Here is a 19,105-nt window from a genome sequence, read left to right as displayed (position 1 = left end):
CGCCGCGACGGCACATCCACTCTACAACGGCGAGGCCAAACTGCTGTAGGCCAGTGAGGCTTCCCAGCATGACGACAGGTTGTCCAGCACCATCTGCACGACTTCGGCGTCCAGCTTGCCGCGCTTGACCTCTTCCTGCAGGATCCGGGCTATCTCCTCAGGGGCCAGTGCGCCGCGGTAGGGGCGGTTCTGCGCGAGGGCCTGGAACACGTCCGCCACGGCAACGATGCGCGCCTCTCGCGTGAGCTGGGTGGATGTGAGGTGGTAGGGGTAGCCGGTGCCGTTAACCCGTTCATGGTGCTGCCCGGCCCACAAGGCGATGTCCTCGAAGCCGTGGATGTGCTTGAGGATGTTGTAGGTGTCGAAACTGTGGCGCTGCACCGCGGCGTATTCCAACGGATCGAGCTTGCTGGGCTTGTCCAGCAATTCGTCCGGCACGCGCAGCTTGCCCAGGTCGTGCAGCAAGCCGGCCAGTTCCAGCATGTCGCAGGTACGTTCGGGCAGGCCAAACAGGTGGCCGATATGGCGCGCGAGGTTGGCCACCCCGTCGGAGTGCTCGCGCGTGAAGGTGCTCTTGGCATCGACGATGCACGAGAACACATGCACTAGGCTGCGCAGTTCGGCGAATTCGATTTCGACCGTCTGGGCAGATCGCATCCAGGTGTGGACGTAACCGCTGACGTGTTCGTTTTCCAGGGCAAACCAGAATGCCTCGGAGGAGGACACGGCCATGAACGCGTCCGCAAGCCCAGGCTCGTACCAGTCGCCCCGCGCGTGCGCCACCTGCTCGCGCACGTGGTCCTTGATCAGCAGGATGTTGGGCTCTTCGCCACGGCGTGTCAGACACTGCACGTCGACCCGGTCCGCGAGGTAGATGCAGTTGGCGATCAGCTTCTTTTCGTCATCGAGTGGTAGGGTCTGCAGCTCAGTCCAGTGGGTATGGTGGTAGAGGATGCAATCCGAAAGCGGACTCAGTAGCGGGCTGGCCTTCACCAGTTCGGCACCGCGCTGGCAGTGTTCGGCCTCGTACTCCCACTCGAGTTGCGCCAGGCGGGAGTGCACCTGCGTCTTGGAGACCCCACTGTCGTGCAGGATGGCAGCCTGGAACAGAGTATCCATGCGCGCCTGCGGCCAGTCGAGGCAACGCCCGATTTCGGCCGCGATGTAGGCCACACGCTTGCCGTGGTGGATGTGGGTGACGCCCACGAGATCGAGCGCGTCGGAAAGCGAATAGACCGCTTCGTGCAGATTGATGGCAAACCGGGACATCGAACGTGTTTTCCTCGCCGCGTGTGTGACGCCCTCATTATCAGTTTGCACCATGCGGTGCGCAATGGAAGGTGTTGCGCGCGGGCACGCCCTCCCGCCATCCTCAAGCCAAGGCGAGCGCTGCCAGGCCCAGCACCGCGGGCACGGTCTGCACGAAGAAGATGCGGCGGCTCACCGTGGCCGCGCCCCACACCCCGGCCACGGCGACGCACGTCAGGCCAAACACCGTGAAGGCCTGTGCGGTGGCGGCGTTGGGCAGCACCAAGCCCAGCGCGAGGGCGGCGGCCAGGAAGGCGTTGTAGCAACCCTGGTTCGACATGGCGGGGGCCATGACATCGATCTTGTCGTGCGTCATGCCGAACACCTTGTAGCCACGACTGCGGAACAGCACGGTTTCCAGCATGAAGATGTAGACGTGCAACAGCATGACGGCGGCGGCGATGAGGTGGGCGACGAGGGACATGGTGAACTCCTTGGTGGTGGGTGGTGCCAGGCAGCCCGCCTGATGAGCAAACCGCTTGAAAGCCTGTAGAATACGTAATTACGTTATGTTTGTTTTTCGTCATGCCGAATAACCCTTCACCACAACAGACTATGGACGGCCGCAAGGCCAATGCCGAAACCACGCAGGCCGCCTTGCGCGCGGCGGGCCGTCGCCTGTTCGGGGAACTGGGTTTTGAGAAAACGGCGCTCGGTGCCCTGTGCGCCGAGGCGGGGGTGACCACCGGCGCGCTGTACCACCACTTTGGCGACAAGAAGGGGCTCTTTGCCGCCGTAGCCGAAGAACTGGACGCCGCGCTGGTGCTGGTGGTGCAAGCCGCCATGGCCCAGGCCACGCAGTCGGGGGCGACGCCGTGGGAAGCGTTCCTCGCAGGCATCGATGCGTTCCTGGCCGCGGCCCAGGACGCGCAGGCCCGCCGCATTGGCCTCACCGACGCCCCGGCCGTGCTGGGCACCCAGGGTTGGCTGGAAATCCGCGAGCGCCAGGGCCTGGGTGCCATGGTGCGCACGGTGGAAGGCCTGCAAGCCGCAGGGGCCATGCCCGTTGGTGATACCCGACTGCGGGCCCGACTCATCTTAGGCTTGCTCTATGGCGCATTGGAAGCACTGGACCACGACAGCCGCCCCTGGGACCAGGCGCTGCCCGACGCCCGCGCCTTGCTGCATGCCATGCTGGCCGGGTTGCTCACAGGAATGCCAGGTTTTTCGTGAAATACGCTTCTGTTTTAGGAGCAGCCTACTCAGCACATATGGCGGAATGGCTGCTTGGTTGACCCATTGCCCCTACCACGGCACGGTGGCAAATCGCTGCACCAGAAAGTCGATCAAGGCCCGCACGGCGGGTGACAGTTTCTTGCGCGAGGGGTACAGGGCATAGATGGTCATCACGGGCGGGTCCCATTCGGGCAGCACGGGTCGCAAGGCGCCAGTGGCGATGAGTGGGTTGGCCAGATAGGTGGGTTGCATGGCAATGCCCGCGCCCGCCAGGGCAGCCTGCAGCAGGGCTGTGGTTTCGTTGGCACTGTAGGCACTGCTCACTGCCACGGACTCACAGTCCTCACCACGGCGCAGTTGCCAGATGCTTCTGCCGAAATTCGCATAGCTCAGGCAGCGGTGCTGGACCAACTGGGCCGGGACCTCGGGGGCGCCATGGCGGGCCAGGTAGGCCGGCGACGCCACCAGCACCGAGCGGCACGGTGCCAGGGGGCGCGCCACCAGCAGCGGGTCCGGTTCGGCGCTGATGCGGATGGCGAGGTCAATGCGGGCCTCCACCAGGTTCACCGTGCTTTCACTGGCGTGCAGGTCGACCTTCAGCTTGGGATGCTGCTGCAGGAAATCGCCCAGGGCGGCCGCCACCTGGGCGAGAGCGAAGGAGGTGCTGCAGGTCAGGCGCAGTTGCCCCCGCAGTTCGGGGCCGGTCTGCGCCGTCTCGTCCTCCACGTCGTCCGCCAAGGCCAGCATCTGCTGGCAGCGCCGCAGGCAGTTTTCACCGGCATCGGTGAGGGTGACGCTGCGGGTGGTGCGCTGCAACAGTCTGGCACCGAGCCAGTCCTCCAGGGCGCCGATGTAGCGCGTGACCATGGCTCGCGACATGTCCAACCGCTCGGCCGCACCACTGAAACTGCCACGTTGCGCCACCTCCACAAACACCTGCATTGCGGTCAGTCGGTCCATCATTTGCTCGATTTATGCAACATATATGGGCGGATTATGGGATTTATTGGATCGGATATTAAAACTACAGTCCATCCCACGCCTCCCCCCAAGGGGCTCGATTCAACCATCCACAGGAGCAACCATGATCCGCACTGCCCTCACCGCCGCCACACTGGCTGTCACTTTCACGGCTGCCCAGGCCGGCCCCCTGTCCGTCAAGGTCTACAACGCCGACGCCAGAAGCTTCCACGTCAACTCCACCCTGGTCACGGGCGACAGGGAAGCCATGGTGATCGACGCCGGTTTCACCCGTGCGGACGCCCTGCGCATTGCCGCCAATGTGCTCGACAGCGGCAAGCAACTCACCACCATCTATGTCAGCCAAGCAGACCCCGACTACTACTTCGGCGTGGAAGTGCTGAAGGAATTCTTTCCCCAGGCCGACGTGGTGACAACCCCCGCCGTGCTGGCCAAGCTGGCGCCCAAGGTGGCCGGCAAGCTGGCGTTCTGGGGCCCCAAGATGGGCGCCAATGCGCCGCGCCAGCCGGTGTTGCCCCGCGCGATGGCGGGCACCACGCTGACGCTGGAAGGCCAGACCATCGAAATCCGCGGCACCAACGGTCTGCTGGCCCACCGCCCCTACGCCTGGATTCCGTCCATCAAGGCCATCGTGGGCAACATCGGTGTGTTCGGCGAGATGCACGTCTGGACCGCCGATACCCAATCGCCCGCCGAACGTAGCGCCTGGATTGCCCAGCTCGACGAAATGGCCGCCTTGCAGCCTGCCGTCGTGGTACCCAGCCACATGCGCGCCGGCACAGCCATCGACGCTAGCGCCATCGCCTTCACCAAGAGCTACCTGCAGACCTTTGAGAAGCAGCTCGCGGTCCACAAGACCAGCGCCGCACTGATCCAGGCGATGCAGCAGGCCTACCCCGCGCTGACCGACGGTGCCTTGTCGCTGGACATTGGTGCCAAGGTCAACACGGGCGAAATGAAGTGGTAGACCGCTGACCGCAAGCGTCCCATGCCGAAGCGCGAGCCTCCGATGCCCATCCCCGCCGATGCCTTGCAGCGCCTGCACGCCGGGCAGTGGGAGCAAGCCCACAACCTGATTCAGAAGGATGACTCCGTGCTAGCCGCCTGGTTGCATGGCATCCTGCACCTGCAGGAAGGGGATCTGGAGGATGCCGAACACTGGTACAACCGCGCCAACCGGCACTTCCGTAGCCGCGGCACGCTGAGCGAGGAGATCGCGGCTTTTGAAACAACATTCGCCCGGCACAGACCGGGTACGGACGGAAGACACCCATGACCATCGAATTGGCCTATCTTTTCGACCCCTTGTGCGGGTGGTGCTACGGCGCTTCGCCCGTCGTGCAAGCACTTGGCCGCACGGCAGGGGTGCAGGTCACCCTCCACCCCACCGGCCTGTTCAGTGGCGACGGTCGCACCATGGACGACCAGTTCGCCGCGTACGCCTGGTCCAACGACCAACGCATTCAGCAGCTCACTGGCCAAATATTTTCGGAAGCCTACCGGGAGCAGGTGCTGAACCGCTCTGGTAGCCCGTTCAACTCCACCGCCGCCACCCTGGCCCTCACCGCGATCGCGCTGGACGACCCGGCCGCCGAGTTGCCCGCTCTCAAGCAGCTGCAAGAGGCACGCTACGTGCACGGCCAAGACGTGTGCACTACCGAAGCGGTGGCCGAATTGCTGAGCGGCTGGGGCCTGCGCCACGCCGCGCAGCGGCTGCGCGACCCCGACGAGGCCCTGATACTGAAGGCGCGCAACCGCACCCAGAAGGCGCGCCAACTGCTGCAGGTGCTTGGAACCGATGGCGTTCCGGCATTGGCCGTGCGGGATGCCGCCGGCTGGCGCATGCAGCATCGCTCCCTGCTGTTTGGCACGGTGGAGCAGCTGATGCAGCACCTGGCAGCGGCTGCGTAGTCTGTTCACGTTCGCACATTTGCTCTGTTTTTGGTAGCAGCCTGAGCAACCCTTGTGAGGACTACAGGGCAATACTCCGCAAAACCTCAGCCATCATACAAACAGCCGCTCCTGCAGGAAGGCGATGAAGGTCGCTGTCTTGAAGGCCAACCAAGGCCGCGCCGGGTAGACGGCGTAGATGGGTTGGCCCGAGCGCAGCCGGTACGCCGGCAGCACCGGCACCAGGGCGCCGCTGGCCAGTTCTTCGCTCACCAGCAGGCGGTCGATGACCAGCACACCGCCACCCGCACAGGCTGCAGCCACCAGGGCCATGCCATCGTTGATCTTCAGGCGGTGCGGCACCTGCAGCACCGTGGTGCCGTCTTCGCCCTCCAGGCTCCAGGTGTCGAACACGCGGGCACCGCTGGCGTAGATGAGGCAGTCGTGCCGGCGCAGGTCATTGGGGTGCTGCGGCACTCCGGCGCGCCGCAGATAGGCGGGCGATGCCACCATGACGCGCGGGTTCTCGCCCAGGCGCCGCGCCACCAGGGTCGAGTCCTCCAGGTGGGCCACGCGGATGGCCACGTCGATGTTCTCGGCAATCAGGTCCACCATGCGGTCATCCACCTGCAGCGACACCTCCAGCTTGGGGTAACGCTGGGCGAACTCCACCAGCAGGGGCACCAGGTAGCGCTGGCCCAGCGGACGCGGGCAGGTCACACGCAGGCGCCCACTCACCTCCTTCTGGTACTGGCCGGTCAGCTCGTCGATGTTGGCCATGGCCTGGTCGATGCGCTGGGCCTGGGCGTAGACCAGTTCGCCGATCTCGGTGAGCGTGAGGCGTCGGGTGGAACGCTGGATCAGGCGGGCGCCGAGTTCGTCTTCGAGCTTGGCCAGCTGGCGCGACAGCACCGACTTGGAAGCCCCCAGCCCCGCAGCCGCCTTGCTGATGGAGCCGGCCTGCACGATCGCAGAGAACAGTGCCAGTCGCTGTGGGTTCATTGCATTCGCCTATTGTTGCTATCAGAGCAACTATCTTATGACCAACTATGGTCTTCCCAAGCAATAAGCCACTTCCTACACTGCGAAGCATGGCGCTGGAACTGGCTGGCGCTGCCCTCCACTTCACCGAAGGAAACCGACATGACCACCATCAACCACCAATTCCGCCTGGCTGCCCGCCCCGTGGGTGCCGTGAAAGACAGCGACTGGAACCGCACCGAGGAAGCCGTACGCGCCCCCGCGGAAGGCGAAATCGTCATCCAAAACCTGTACCTGTCGCTGGACCCGGCCATGCGCGGCTGGATGAACGACGCCAAGTCCTACATTCCGCCCGTGGGCATCGGCGAAGTCATGCGCGCCCTGGGCGTGGGCCGTGTCACCGCCTCCAACAACCCCAAATTCGCCGTGGGCGACCATGTGACCGGCCTCCTGGGCGTGCAGGAGTACAGCTACTCCGACGGCAAGGGCATCACCAAGGTCGACCCCAAGCTGGCGCCGTTGCCCACCTACCTGGGCACCCTGGGCATGCCCGGCATGACCGCCTACTTCGGCCTGCTCGAAGCCGGCAAGCCCCAGGCCGGTGACACCGTGGTGGTGTCCGGTGCCGCCGGGGCCGTGGGCTCGGTGGTGGGCCAAGTGGCCAAGATCAAGGGCTGCCGCGTGGTCGGCATTGCCGGTGGCGCCGACAAGTGCCGCTACCTGGTCGAAGAGCTGGGCTTTGACGCCGCCATCGACTACAAGACCGAGAACGTGGCCGAAGCCCTGAAGACCCACTGCCCCAACGGCGTGAATGTGTACTTCGACAACGTCGGCGGCGACATCCTGGACGCAGTGCTGACGCGCATTGCCCGTGGTGCCCGCATCGTCATCTGCGGCGCCATCTCCCAGTACAACAACACCACGCCCGTGAAGGGCCCGGCCAACTACCTGTCCTTGCTGGTGAACCGCGCCACCATGACCGGCATCGTGGTGTCCGACTACTACGACCGCGCCATGGAAGCCGCCATGGTCATGGGCGGCTGGATCGCCTCGGGCAAGCTCAAGACCCGCGAAGACATCGTGCAGGGCCTGGAGAATTTCCCCAAGGCCTTCGACATGCTCTTCACCGGCGCCAACCAGGGCAAGCTGGTGCTGCAGGTGGCGGCAGAATAAGCCCACGCCAAATCAAAGGCCGCCACTCAGAAACCTGGGTAGCGGCCTTTTCCGTGGCCTGAGCGTGCTTACTTGGTGTACCAGTAAGTGCGTTTGACCGATCCGGAAATGGTCTGGTCCGGCAGGCAGTTCTGCAGTGCGGAATTGCAGGAGGCAGGCGGCGTTCCTCCTGCCACTGGTGGCGAACCTGCACAACCGATGCAGAACTTGCGCAGCAGACTTTGTTCCACGTTGTTTCCGTCGCGGTACTTCAGTGTCACCAAACCAGCCACAGGCGAGGGAGGCATGCCGCCACCGTCAAAGACGTTGGTATTGAACTGCCCGGTAAAGGGGTTCAGTGCGTAACTGCGTGCCGTGCCCAAATTGGCAGAGCATTGTGTCGACGAGGGAGTCGATGGCGTATTGGTACCGAAGTAGGTAGCACCGTAGACCGTGACCGGCGCATTGACCGACTTCTCGGCCGATGACAGGTTGATGTAGTAACCACTGAGCGAACCATCGTAGGTCGTGGAGGTACCGAAGGAACTGGCATTTACCAGGTTGGTTGAGGCAAGCGTTGCCCCGGCAGTAAATGCCGCGACACCCGTCGTCGCACCAGCGCCCCCAACTGCCGTACCGGCGTCCTTTAGGAAGAACAATCGGTTCTGAACGGTGCTGGCCGCACTGATATACAACGGATGTTCACGGTCACCCGACCCCAGCAATACGGCGTCGTAGGAACCGGCAGCACCAGTTCCACCGACCATCACCACCGACGGTGGAAAAAAGAACTTGCGCGGCGCCTTGGCGGTAGCCAGCGCAGTAACGGTTGCCACACCACCCACCAAACTGGCTTCCTGCGTGCACTTGGTTGCTGGCGAACCACTGGGTGCCCCAGTGTCACAACCCAAGGCCGCAAAGCGCTGCATGGTCCAGTTCGATGGTGTGGCGTCGGCCACATCCAGGCGCCACACGTTGCCTCCCAAGTCACCCACATACATTTTGTCGGTGAGGCCATTGTTGTCGCGGTCGACGAAGGTCAACTCCGAGGGGATGGCGTAATTGAGCCCGCTCACTGCAGTGCAAGTGCCCGTAGGATTGGCACACGTCGGTTCAAAGCGATGGATCAACGCGCCGGTAAGTGCGTGCACGAAATACACGGCACGCCCCATGGTGTCAGCAGTCGATGGTGGGTCGGTGTCCTGATTCGGGTCGTAGCCGCCTCCGAACACCAAGACCGGTATGTAGTCGTTGGCACGTATCGTGACCGAACCGCTATTGCCCAGTGCAATGGTGGTATCGGTACCGGTGTTGCGATAGCCCTGCAGAAGGGTCACGCGGGGCCGCGACCAGGTCTGCCCAAGCCCGGAGAAGCCCGAGTCGCCCGACGCCTTGCGCCACAACACCACCGGCTGGGTAGGCGTGCTGACGTCAACGGCGTAGAGGAAGCGGCTGCCGTCGGTTGCGTTGCCGCGGCGCATCGTCAGGTACAGAATGGCCTTGTTGATGCTGCCATCCGCATTGAGCAACTGGTACACCCCGGTGGGCCCATCGACGAAGTAGTCCTTGGGCTGGGCAGTGGCCAGTTGCGTGGTGGGGAACTTCAGCTCGGGCGTATTGACACGAAGGCGGGCCAGCTTGGAGTAATGCTCGGCCAGCACCAGGGACCACAACTCGCCTCCTGCCGGCACAGTTGTTCCATCCCAGTTGGTCAGTGCGGTGGCCTGGCTGCCATTGATTGCACGAAATTGGCCGTCGTTGGAACCGTAAAACACCACGGTGCCTCGGGTCGAATCTCCATAGTTGATCACCACCGGGCGCGAATGCAACACGTCGCCGTGCACAGAGGGCCGCACGGTAACGCCGCTTCCGGGACCCGGTTCATCGCCATAGTTGTCCTCCCCCCGAACCCAGTTGATCAGGCTGGTGCGGTCGGTCGTTCCGAACTTGGAAGCAGTGATGGTCCCTGTTGCCGGCGTGGCGGGCGTGACAGTGACCGCATAGGTGAACGAGGTGGTGCTGGGCACACTCAGGATCGTCTTGGTACCGGCATAAGCCGACTCGTTGGTACCCACTGTGCCACCGACGTCGACAAGGTCATTGACCGCGAAGCCGTGCGCGACCGTGGTGACGGCGGTGGCAGTGCTGCCACTGCGGGACAGCGAGGAGATGGTACGGGTAGTGGTCAGATCCGCCGTGATGGTGCCGGTGGCAGGCGTCGTGGGCCCCAGGGCACTGGCAGGCAGCGTGATGGTGAAGGTCTTGTTGCCGGTCTTGGTATAGGCAAAACTACCGGTATATGTCGTAATCGTCGTACCTGAAGAGTCGGCAATATTGGACAGGGTGACCGTCCCGGTATTGGAAAATCCATGGTTTGCGGTCGTGGTGATCGTAACCGTCGTGGAACCCGTGACGCGCTCCACCCCCGGGTTGGGGTTGCTGTTCCAGGCCTCGATGTTGCGTACCGTGGAACCGACCGTGGCGGTGCCGCCACCCGCAGGTGATTTCGGTGTTTCGGTCACGCTGTAGGTAAACGTATTGGCGGTGACGTTGGCAATGGTGAAGGTTCCGTTGTACTCGGCCGGCGATGCACCCGAAATGGTGATGGAATTGCCATTGCTGAACCCATGCGCCGCACTCGTCACCGTGACGGTGCCTCCAGAGCGCGTCAACGACGTCACGCTCTTGGGGGTCGTGGGCTTGGACACCGTGTAGCTGCCCGAAGCGGCTGCCGGCGGGTACTCAACGGTCGTGAATGTGAAAGATGTGGAGCTTCCCACGGCCAACACCGCCTGGGTCCCGTTGTATTCATTTTGGTCTGCCCCAGCGATGCGGATGCTGTCTCCGACGGCGAACCCGTGGGCAGCACTGGTATTCACCGTGGCGGTGGTACCCGAGCGGGTCAGGCTCGTTACAGCAACGCTGCTTTGGGAGTTCAGCAGTGCGTCGGAAATGGCTGCGTTGTTGGTGGTGAATTCGTTGGCCGTAACGTTGGTCAGATTGCCGTTGCACGAGGCGCCGCTGGGACAGTAGGTGTAGACTTTTCGCGGTCCTGCCGGGGTGGTGGTGTAGTTGGTCTTGAGCACCTGCTTGCGAACCTGCTGACCTACGCCGCCCTTGTCCACCTGCTCGCCATCGGCCTTGTCATATACGCCACCGGCGCCGCGCGGATCGTTCTTGTAGAAGCCACCGGTGGTGGTGTCATCAGGCGCGTTGGCCGCATCCAGATATGTCCAGAAGCTCACTGCATCCGGCGCAATGAACCCGGTACCCGCGCTGCTGATTGCCGGCTGGGGCGGATCCTGTGCATCCGCCAGGATGAGTGAGGCCTTGTTGGGATCCGGATTGGTGGGGTCCGGGTAGCTCAAGGCAAACTGGTACTGTTTGAGGTTGCCCACCCAACGCGGAAGCGCATAGGGGTCGGGGCGGAACATGCCCAGGTAAATCTGGTTCAAGTAGGTGCCCTGGGCATTCACGCTCACGGGCAGCGTGGCTGACGCGAACACGCTGTTGACCGCCTGGACTTCGTTCAGGATCTTCTGGATGGCAACTTTGAGTTCATCGTAGTTGCTGGTAGCAAAGTATTTGCCCCCCCCGTATTTGGCCATGCTGGTGAGCAAGGCCGGGTATTGCGGATTGCACGAGCTACCCAACAGGCCGATGGTGTAGGACGTAATACCTTGGTTGCCACCAGTCCCGCCATAAATGTCCGTCTGCTTCATGAAGCGGGCCCATTCATCGGCATACAGGCCCGACGAATCGGAGTGCGACGGCATGGAGTAGCTACCACAGGTGAAGTTCGACGCACCGTACGAACCCGAGGGAATGGTGATGGCGGCGGTCTGCGCCGAAGTCGCGCCCGCATTGGTCAGCGATTGCAATATGTTGGCACTGCCTCCGTCGCCAGGGGTCGTGTTATTGCGAAACGCGTTGCCCACAAATACAAGAAAATTACGCTGGCACCCGGCAGGCGGCTGGATGCTGCTGTAGTTGCGCCCCGAGAGCCCAGTGTTGCCGCTGTAGTACGCCCAGGCCTCCTGCATCACCGCACCCGTGCGCTGGGTATTGCCCTTGATGACGTAGGGTTTGATCACCCCATTGGTCAGGGGACCGTCCGATCCCGTCGCACTCCACCCCTTGATCCAGTCCAGGATCTGGGCCTTGGTGGTTGTGCTCATATTCGACAGCGGCACCACCAGACAACCGCCATTGGCGTTGTTGCCGCAGGCTGTGCCCTTGTAGTCGGTTCGGCTGTTCTCGTTGTAGATCATCAACCCGATGTTGACTGTATCCGGCGCGAGGCCATAGATGGTGTTGTAGAGCGCACATTGCTGTACCCCACCGGCTGTATTGCCCAGCGACGGCGCAGTTCCGGAGTCGGTATAGGTACAGGTGTTCGTGGTGGAGGCGTCGAAGCTCGCCGCGTTGTCATAGACAAACAGCACGTTCGGCACACCTGTCGTGCCCGAGTTGGCCACGTAAATATCGATGTCGTCGGCACGGAGTTCGTTCATGTACATCGCGCCGCACATGGTGAGAAACGCCACCAGCAATCGCATCAGTTTCATGGAACACCTCACTCTCTGGGTTTGATCGCCTGCAATCAGTTGCAGGCGGTCTGGGAAAACACGCGTACCTGGAAGCCCTGCACACTCGTGACCTTGGCGCCTGTGAATCCATCGTCCACATCGGCCTGCACAGACCACAACTGGGTATTGCATGCAGATGGCGCCGTCGTCATGGCATTGCTAGCCGTGATCGCCTTGTCCGCATCCTGCGATTCAAAACACTTCAGGTCCCCGGGATCGCTCGGATTGAGCTCGGAATTCGGGACCGGGCGGGACAGGTTGCAGGTCGGCTTGGCCGTGGTCACGTTGTAGCTGCGCCCCCCGGTCTTGACGGTATAGGTCTTTCCGCCCACGTTCAGCTGGTCGAGGTTGGGGGCCGCCTTGGCAGCGTCTAGCACCTGCTCCAGTGCCACATTGGCGGCGGCGGCGGCCTCGGCCTTGGCCTGCGTGTTGTTGGCAATGCGCAGGTTCACATTGCCGAAGCGGATGGCAGAAAGTACCAGCAATGTCAGGACGATCAGCATGATCAGGCTGACCAGGAGCGTCAGGCCTTTCTGTCGCTGTGGGGTGCGAAGCGGGGCGTGCATGGTCACATTCTCCTGCTGCTCGGGTTGACCAGCCGCACGGTCTGGGCAAACACATGGCGTTGGTAGCCATCATTGGCCGCCGGCGTGGCGGTTGCAGTGGCACCCAACTGGTATGACTTGGAATCGGTATAGCCGGAAACGGTTCTGGCGGTGCGCGCCAGCAGGCTGACCGTGACGCCCATTACATTGGGCCAGGCGCTCTTGTTGGCGACGGTTTCCACCGGGATCAGGGCGGTGCCATCCACGGGGGCTCCGTTGGGGGCTCCATCACCATCGGTGTCGACCGCGTAATCGACCTGAAGGTTCTCGATGTTTTCGGCAATTGCCGTTTGGGTCATGACTGTCGCCGTTCCATCACCAGACAGCGCGCTCACCCACAGAGATGGCAACGCCGTAGTTCCGTCGGCTGCAAGGTTGCGGATGTAGTAGATGTTGGTTAGGTACTTTCGCAAGCTCGCGGGAGACCCGTCCTTCTTGCGCAGATTGAAAGTCCCCGTGCCTGGCACACCGGTTGCATTCAGCGCGGAAACCACGTAGGACAGAGCCGTGCCAGCGGCATCCAAGCCAGTCTGCATGTAGACATAGCCCCCCGTCACGGTAGCCGAGGTGGCCACTTCCGTTGTGTCGAGGTGACGGACCACCAGAATGTCCGTTCCGGCCACCCAACCCGGCAGGCACGAGGCCAGATTCGGCGACACGGCAGGCAGCGTCGCAAGCCCGCTGTACCCCTGCACATGCACCGGTATGGCCGCCTGCAGGCCTGCCAGCGAGGTGTCGCAAGGGTCGGGCAGCGTCGCCGGCGCGGTTGGCAGGGTCGACACGTCACCCCAATACCCGGCCAGTTGCAGGTCCGACTCCAGCACACTCAATGCGTAGCGGCCATTTTCGATCATGGCGCCGGAGGTGTCGATCACGGCGCGGGTATTGCTCTGGCTTGCTATCAGGGTGGCCATGCCCGCTACCAGGATGAGGCCCAGCGCGATGGCTACCATGAACTCCACCAACGTGAGACCGCGCTGCCGCAACGGCACAGCGCTGGTGTGGATCAGGGGTTCTCTCAAGTCTTGCATGTTCTCTTCCCGGCCTATCCCGGCAGATGCACCACCAGGCTCACCGCACGGCGCTGAGTGTCGGTGCCGTATTGGTTCTGGCCACAAGCGATATCGGCCGGCGGGGCAAAGGAGGCGATCGAACCTTGCCATGCCACCGCCACCTGGTATTCGTTGGTCACTCCGTTGCCGGTGAACGCGGTAACGCAACCGCGTGCACCAAGTACCGCGCCGACTTTGGTGCCACTGCTGTCTTGCTCGGCACGCCCCTTGAGCAAGGCGTCCCACTCGGTCATGTCTTTGACTGCCCGGTCCTGCGCATTGCCTGCCACCGCGCCGGTGCAGGTCGGCGTTCCGCTGTAACCGGTTCCCACCGACGTGGCGGTGACATAACAGGCCGCCTGCTTGGGGTTGGCCGTCAGTCGCGACACCATGTCCTGGGCCAGCTGCAGCGCCTGCATGCGTTGGTAAGACTCGAACTGGGCCGCCTGACTCTGCACCATGAGTCCGGTCAGCCCCAGAAGCGCCACCAAGATGATGAACAGCGACACCAGCACTTCCACCATGCTGGCGCCTCCCTGGCGTCGCCGGCTGCAACGGAACCCGTGGTTGCGGCGGTTCATGTGCAGGCTCCATTGGTGGTGGTGGTTACACCGGCCAGGTCCACCTTCACGCATTTGATCGTGGTGTCTGCCGACAACTGGAACTTGGCCACAGCGCTCGGACGGCCGCTGGTGCCGGAATAGACGACGGACGCAGGAGCAGCCATGCCGCTTGCGCCGAACGTCACGCCGGTGGCAGCCGACTGCGTCGCCACGGTGTCCGTCCCGCCAGTCTTGGTCGCGACCACCTGCCAGCCCCCCGCCCACCCTGCGGTGCTGTCGGTGGGTGCCACCGTCACGTTCTGGTTTCGCTTGAGGGCTTCGCTGCGGGCCAGCAGCAGCGAAGTTGCCAGGTCATAGGCCGTGGTCTTGACACGTTGGCTTGCAACGAACCGGGACATGTTCGGCGCGGCCAACGAGGCAAAGATGGCCACCAGGGCCACCACCACCATGAGCTCAATCAGGCTGAACCCAGCGCACTGGAACGGGGGAGATTGGTGTGCGACTCGCATGCTCACACCTACCAGCAACTTTCTACCGTGGCGGCCGAACCCGTCTTGCCTTTGACGCCAGCTTGCGTGAGCGTCAGGGTTCTGCATTTGGTGTCATTGGTCAGTTGCGAACCCTGGGGGGCAGCAGACACGGTGTAGGTGGGCGGCGTTGCAGTGTTGTCCGCCGCCACCGTGATGGTGTAGTTGCCAGACACGTCGGTCGGGATGGTTATGCCCACAGCGCTCCACTCGGCCGCGGTGCCGTTGGGAATGCTGAAGTAGGCACGCGCATTGAGCATGGCCTGCTCCTGCTTGTTCGAAACCGAATACATGAAGCTCTGGGCTGCCGAGCGCTTGCCCCGCACGATGTAGCTGGTGTAGGAGGGTAAGGCGACCGCCGCGAGAATGCCGATCACGGCGACCGTGATCATCAGCTCGATCAAGGTGAACCCCGCGATGCGTTGGGGTCCGGTCACGACACGTTTAGGCATGCGTCGCTCCAATTCTTCTGGCGCTGGTTGATAAGGTAAACATTCTGCTCCGTTTCAGGGCGGATGGGCGCCCGGCGGCCTCAGACCACCGATGAACGGTATTTCCTGTGCACAGACCTATGTATACATCAACATAGCCGCCAGCACCGGTACCAAATCCGGCGGAACGGCGCTTGCAGCCAACAATGAGGCCGACCACGGGTCGCTACGCCCGCCCCACTATTTTACGTGTAAACCTCAGAGAGCCCCGATTGAAAACGGCAGAATACGCCCCTTGGGGTTCGCCTGAATTGCCTGCAGTTGCTATGTTTTCAGTAGCTGCCTGCACACTATTCATGCGGGCCAAAACCCGATTTCGCTTGTACGATGGCCCCACCTTCCCTGCTCTGGTTCAATCCCCGCTCGCTCGAAAGACAATGCGACCCCATGACCTGGCAGCGCGCGCTGGCCCTGTTTCGCCAGCAGGCAGTGCTGGACCTGGAGATCGAGGCGGAAGGGGGCCACTGGCTCTTGCTGGGCGAAGTGCAAGGTACCCAGCGCGAGCCCTATGAAACCAGCACGGCACTGGTGCTCGACGACGGCGCCGTGCAGCACTGGGAGGGACGATGCTCCTGCGCCGTGGGACGCAACTGCAAGCATGCCGCCGCATTGGCCATCAAGGCCGCCTACCAGGGTCGCGCCATCGTGGGCAACGACACCCTCCTGGCTGGCCCCGAGGCGCTGCAGGCCGCAAAAGCGCAGGCCCAAAGCGAAGCCGCCTCCCAGGCCCAACGCCTCATGGACGCCAAGCTGCTGGGCTGGCTGGACCAGTTGCAGCTGCTCCAGGCGGCGGAGGATGCGGCGCCTGCCGAGGTGGAGCCCGAACAGCTGGTCTACCTGCTCACCGTACTCGGTGCCGGCGGACCTGCACCGATGCTGCAGTTGGAGGCGGGCCTGTCGCACCGCAAGCGCCATGGCGGCTGGGCACGGGTCAAACCCTTGCGCTCCCAGCCCCTGGCCGGCCATGCACTCTACGAACGCTCCAGCCCCGCCGACCGCGATGTGCTGCAGCTGCTGCGTGCGCAGCATGTCCCCGGCCGCCTGGGCGGCCATGGCGCCAGCTTCAGCCCCAGCGTCTTGCCCATGGGCCAGGGCGGACTGGTGCTGCTGCAGCAGGCGGCCCGCACCGGCCGCCTGTTTCTGGACGACGGCACGGGCCAACCCGATGCCCAGGTGCAGTGGGGGACAGCGCGCACGCTGCACTGGCAGTGGCAGGAAGTGCGCAGCCCCAGCGCCCCCGAACCGCTGTGGCAGCTGCGCGGCAAGCTCAGCGAAGCGTCCACACGCCTGTGCCTGAATGACCCACCCATGTATCTGGACACGGCGCTGGCACTGTGTGGCCCGGTGCTTGCCGATGGCCTCGACCCCTCCGCCACCGCCACCCTGCTGCGCGCCCCGGCGGTGAGCCAGGCCAGCCTGGAACGCCAGCAATCGGCCGTGGTGGCCGCATTGGGGTCCATCGCACTGCCACCGGTACTGCACAGCCAAGGCACGCTCAAGGGTATTGCCCCCGTGCCCTGCCTGCACCTCGCTGCCAACCGCCCGGACGACATTCCCGCCCTGGGCCTGGTGCGCGCCGTGCTGAGCTTTGACTACGCCGGTCACCGGGGCTGGTGGGCCGGGCAGGGCAGCACCGTGGTGGTGGAAGACGCGCAAGGTCGCTGGCTGCTGCAACGCAACGCCGAAGCCGAGTTCGACGCCATGGGCGCCTTGCTGGACCTGGGCCTGCATACCGACGGCAGCGGGATGTTCCACCTGCTCGGTGCCCAGCCGCAACAGCGCTGGCTGGAGTGGGCCGACACCGATTTCGACCGCCTGCGCAACACCGGGTTCCGGATCACGCTCGACGACAGCCTGGCGCACTGGATCACGCGGGCCGATGCGCTGCACGTGCACCTCAGCGCCCCCGAAGGCGACAACGCCCAGGCCTCGCCCTGGTTCGACCTGTCCCTGGGAATGGACATTGGCGGCGAACGCCAGAACGTGCTGCCCTGGCTGCCTGACCTGATTGCCGCCGCCGCACGCGCCCCCAGGGACGCCGCCACCGGCGCGCCGCAGCTGCCCGCATTCATCTACCTGCCCCAGCACAACGGCCATGGATTCGTGCGCCTTCCCACGGCTCCCCTGCAACCCTGGATGGCTGCCTTGCTTGAATTGGTCGGCGAGCGCCCGAAGGCCTTTTCTGGCGATGCGCTCAAACTCTCACGCCTGGATGCACTGCGCACCGCCGCCAGCCTGGGCGAGGGTGCCGTGTGGGATGGCGCCCAGGCACTGCGCGACACGGTGCAGGCCCTGCGTGGCCAACGTGCCCTGCCCGAGGTTGCCGTTCCTGCCTCGGTACAAGCCCGGCTGCGCCCCTACCAGCAGCAGGGTCTGAACTGGCTGCAGTTCCTGCGCGCCGCCGGCCTGGGCGGCATCCTGGCCGACGACATGGGCCTGGGCAAGACGCTGCAGACGCTGGCGCATATTCAGGTGGAGAAGGATGCAGGGCGCCTGGACCGTCCAGCGCTGATCGTCGCCCCGGTCAGCCTGATGGGCAACTGGCAGCGCGAAGCGGCGCGCTTTTGCCCGACGTTGCGCTGCATCGTGGTGCACGGTGCCGAGCGCCACAACTCCGGACAGCTGGCCGATTTTGATGTGGTGATCGCCCCCTATTCGCTGCTCAAGCGCGACGAGGAGCGCTGGCGCGCCCAGCCCTGGCACCTGCTGGTGCTCGACGAGGCGCAGAACATCAAGAATGCCAGCACCCACGCCGCACAGGTGGTCAGCAGCCTGGAAGCGCGCCACCGGCTGTGCCTGTCGGGTACGCCCATGGAGAACCACCTGGGTGAACTCTGGAGCCTGTTCCACTTTCTCATGCCCGGCTTCCTGGGAAGCCAAGCGCGCTTCACCCAGCTGTTCCGCACCCCCATCGAGAAGCAGGGCGACAGCGAACGCATGGCGCAGCTGCGTGCCCGCATCACACCATTCATGCTGCGTCGCACCAAGGCACTGGTGGCAGACGAGCTGCCGCCCAAGGTGGAAACGGTGCTGCGGGTGGAGCTGCAGGGTGCCCAGGCCGACCTGTACGAGACCATCCGTCTCGGCATGGAAAAGACCGTGCGCGAGGCCCTGGTGAACAAGGGGCTGGCCAAGAGCCACATCACCATCCTGGATGCATTGATGAAACTGCGCCAGGTGTGCTGCGACCCGTCCCTGCTGGACCTGGAAGCCGCGCGGGCCGTGCACGAATCGGCCAAGCTCGACCAGCTCATGGCCATGCTGCCCGAGATGGTGGACGAGGGCCGCCGGGTGCTGGTGTTCTCGCAATTCACCAGCATGCTCGCGCTCATCGAGGCGCGCCTGAAGGATGCCGGTTTGCGCTGGACCAAGCTCACGGGGCAGACGCAGAAGCGCGACGACGCGATCGCCCAGTTCACCAGCGGTTCGGTGCCCATTTTCCTCATCAGCCTCAAGGCCGGCGGTGTCGGCCTGAACCTGCCCCAGGCCGACACGGTGATCCACTTCGACCCCTGGTGGAACCCGGCCGCCGAGGCCCAGGCCACCGACCGGGCCCACCGCATCGGCCAGACCCAGAGCGTGTTCGTCTACAAGCTGGTGGCGCAAGGCACCATCGAGGAGCGCATCCTGGCGCTGCAGGAGCGCAAGGCCGAGCTTGGCAGCAGCCTCTACCGCGAGGCGGCGACGCGCAAGGAAGCCATGTTCTCCGAAACCGATCTGGCCGAGCTGCTCAAACCCCTGGAGTGAAAGTCAGCCCTACCTGCAGACACTCCTATACCCGCCGGACGCC

16 protein-coding genes are annotated in these 19,105 nt (G+C 63.9%); 6 read left to right on the top strand and 10 right to left on the bottom strand.

The features are described from left to right. Positions 1 to 21 precede the first annotated feature (21 nt). Together RQP54_RS07235 and RQP54_RS07230 are read right to left on the bottom strand one after the other, a co-directional pair. Positions 22 to 1,269, bottom strand: a complete 1,248-nt coding sequence (locus RQP54_RS07235) for an HD-GYP domain-containing protein (RefSeq protein WP_315677502.1) — start codon at positions 1,267 to 1,269, stop codon at positions 22 to 24. A gap of 103 nt (positions 1,270 to 1,372) precedes the next feature. After that, positions 1,373 to 1,732 carry a DUF1304 domain-containing protein gene (locus tag RQP54_RS07230; RefSeq protein WP_315677501.1) on the bottom strand — a complete coding sequence of 120 codons (360 nt, stop codon included), beginning with the start codon at positions 1,730 to 1,732 and terminating at the stop codon, positions 1,373 to 1,375. Between the two features lie 131 nt (positions 1,733 to 1,863). On the opposite strand from RQP54_RS07230, the gene RQP54_RS07225 reads away from it, so the two are divergent. Continuing rightward, entirely contained in the window at positions 1,864 to 2,481 is a 618-nt protein-coding gene (locus RQP54_RS07225; protein WP_315677500.1) for a TetR/AcrR family transcriptional regulator, read from the top strand. 72 nt (positions 2,482 to 2,553) lie between these two features. Here the strand turns inward: RQP54_RS07225 and RQP54_RS07220 are convergent, their stop codons facing one another. Beyond that, positions 2,554 to 3,444: a LysR family transcriptional regulator gene (locus RQP54_RS07220; RefSeq protein WP_315677499.1), complete on the bottom strand. Its 891-nt coding sequence runs from the start codon at positions 3,442 to 3,444 to the stop codon at positions 2,554 to 2,556. A gap of 124 nt (positions 3,445 to 3,568) precedes the next feature. On the opposite strand from RQP54_RS07220, the gene RQP54_RS07215 reads away from it, so the two are divergent. From RQP54_RS07215 to RQP54_RS07205, 3 genes are read left to right on the top strand one after another with little or no spacing between them, the layout of a single operon-like run. Continuing rightward, positions 3,569 to 4,432: an MBL fold metallo-hydrolase gene (locus tag RQP54_RS07215; RefSeq protein WP_315677498.1), complete on the top strand. Its 864-nt coding sequence runs from the start codon at positions 3,569 to 3,571 to the stop codon at positions 4,430 to 4,432. 21 nt (positions 4,433 to 4,453) lie between these two features. Next, a complete protein-coding gene (locus RQP54_RS07210) occupies positions 4,454 to 4,741 on the top strand; it encodes a hypothetical protein (RefSeq protein WP_315677497.1) in 288 nt (95 codons plus the stop codon). Next, the gene (locus tag RQP54_RS07205; protein WP_315677496.1) at positions 4,738 to 5,376 is read left to right on the top strand and encodes a DsbA family protein; all 639 of its coding nucleotides are present in this window, start codon (positions 4,738 to 4,740) and stop codon (positions 5,374 to 5,376) included. Before RQP54_RS07210 ends, RQP54_RS07205 begins: the two co-directional genes overlap by 4 nt. Positions 5,377 to 5,469: 93 nt before the next feature. Here the strand turns inward: RQP54_RS07205 and RQP54_RS07200 are convergent, their stop codons facing one another. Further along, positions 5,470 to 6,357: a LysR family transcriptional regulator gene (locus RQP54_RS07200; RefSeq protein WP_315677495.1), complete on the bottom strand. Its 888-nt coding sequence runs from the start codon at positions 6,355 to 6,357 to the stop codon at positions 5,470 to 5,472. A gap of 141 nt (positions 6,358 to 6,498) precedes the next feature. On the opposite strand from RQP54_RS07200, the gene RQP54_RS07195 reads away from it, so the two are divergent. Further along, positions 6,499 to 7,509 (top strand): NADP-dependent oxidoreductase, encoded by a 1,011-nt coding sequence (locus tag RQP54_RS07195; RefSeq protein ID WP_315677494.1) that lies wholly within the window; start codon positions 6,499 to 6,501, stop codon positions 7,507 to 7,509. A 68-nt stretch (positions 7,510 to 7,577) separates the two neighbouring features. Here RQP54_RS07195 and RQP54_RS07190 read toward each other — a convergent pair whose 3' ends face one another. Genes RQP54_RS07190 through RQP54_RS07165 form a run of 6 tightly spaced genes read right to left on the bottom strand, consistent with a single transcriptional unit; the run spans position 7,578 to position 15,276 of the window. Further along, entirely contained in the window at positions 7,578 to 12,056 is a 4,479-nt protein-coding gene (locus tag RQP54_RS07190; protein WP_315677493.1) for a hypothetical protein, read from the bottom strand. Between the two features lie 35 nt (positions 12,057 to 12,091). After that, a complete protein-coding gene (locus RQP54_RS07185; protein ID WP_315677492.1) occupies positions 12,092 to 12,643 on the bottom strand; it encodes a hypothetical protein in 552 nt (183 codons plus the stop codon). Positions 12,644 to 12,645: 2 nt separating this feature from the next. After that, the gene (locus tag RQP54_RS07180) at positions 12,646 to 13,713 is read right to left on the bottom strand and encodes a PilW family protein (RefSeq protein ID WP_315677491.1); all 1,068 of its coding nucleotides are present in this window, start codon (positions 13,711 to 13,713) and stop codon (positions 12,646 to 12,648) included. A gap of 14 nt (positions 13,714 to 13,727) precedes the next feature. Beyond that, positions 13,728 to 14,315 (bottom strand): type IV pilus modification protein PilV, encoded by a 588-nt coding sequence (pilV, locus tag RQP54_RS07175; RefSeq protein ID WP_315677490.1) that lies wholly within the window; start codon positions 14,313 to 14,315, stop codon positions 13,728 to 13,730. Then, entirely contained in the window at positions 14,312 to 14,806 is a 495-nt protein-coding gene (locus RQP54_RS07170; RefSeq protein WP_315677489.1) for a GspH/FimT family pseudopilin, read from the bottom strand. The genes pilV and RQP54_RS07170 overlap by 4 nt, the downstream gene beginning before the upstream one ends. Before the next feature lie 8 nt (positions 14,807 to 14,814). Beyond that, on the bottom strand, positions 14,815 to 15,276 hold the full coding sequence (locus RQP54_RS07165) for a type IV pilin protein (RefSeq protein WP_315677488.1): 462 nt from the start codon (positions 15,274 to 15,276) through the stop codon (positions 14,815 to 14,817). Between the two features lie 426 nt (positions 15,277 to 15,702). Here RQP54_RS07165 and RQP54_RS07160 point away from each other — a divergent pair, with 426 nt between their 5' ends. After that, positions 15,703 to 19,062, top strand: coding sequence for a DEAD/DEAH box helicase (locus tag RQP54_RS07160; RefSeq protein WP_315677487.1), 3,360 nt, complete (start codon positions 15,703 to 15,705; stop codon positions 19,060 to 19,062). Positions 19,063 to 19,105: the final 43 nt, after the last annotated feature.

The sequence above is a fragment of the Curvibacter sp. APW13 genome (assembly GCF_032337135.1).
Taxonomy (GTDB): Bacteria; Pseudomonadota; Gammaproteobacteria; order Burkholderiales; family Burkholderiaceae_C; genus Allorhodoferax.
Note: the sequence above shows the minus strand (reverse complement) of the source record. Positions and strands in the feature narration are given on the sequence as shown.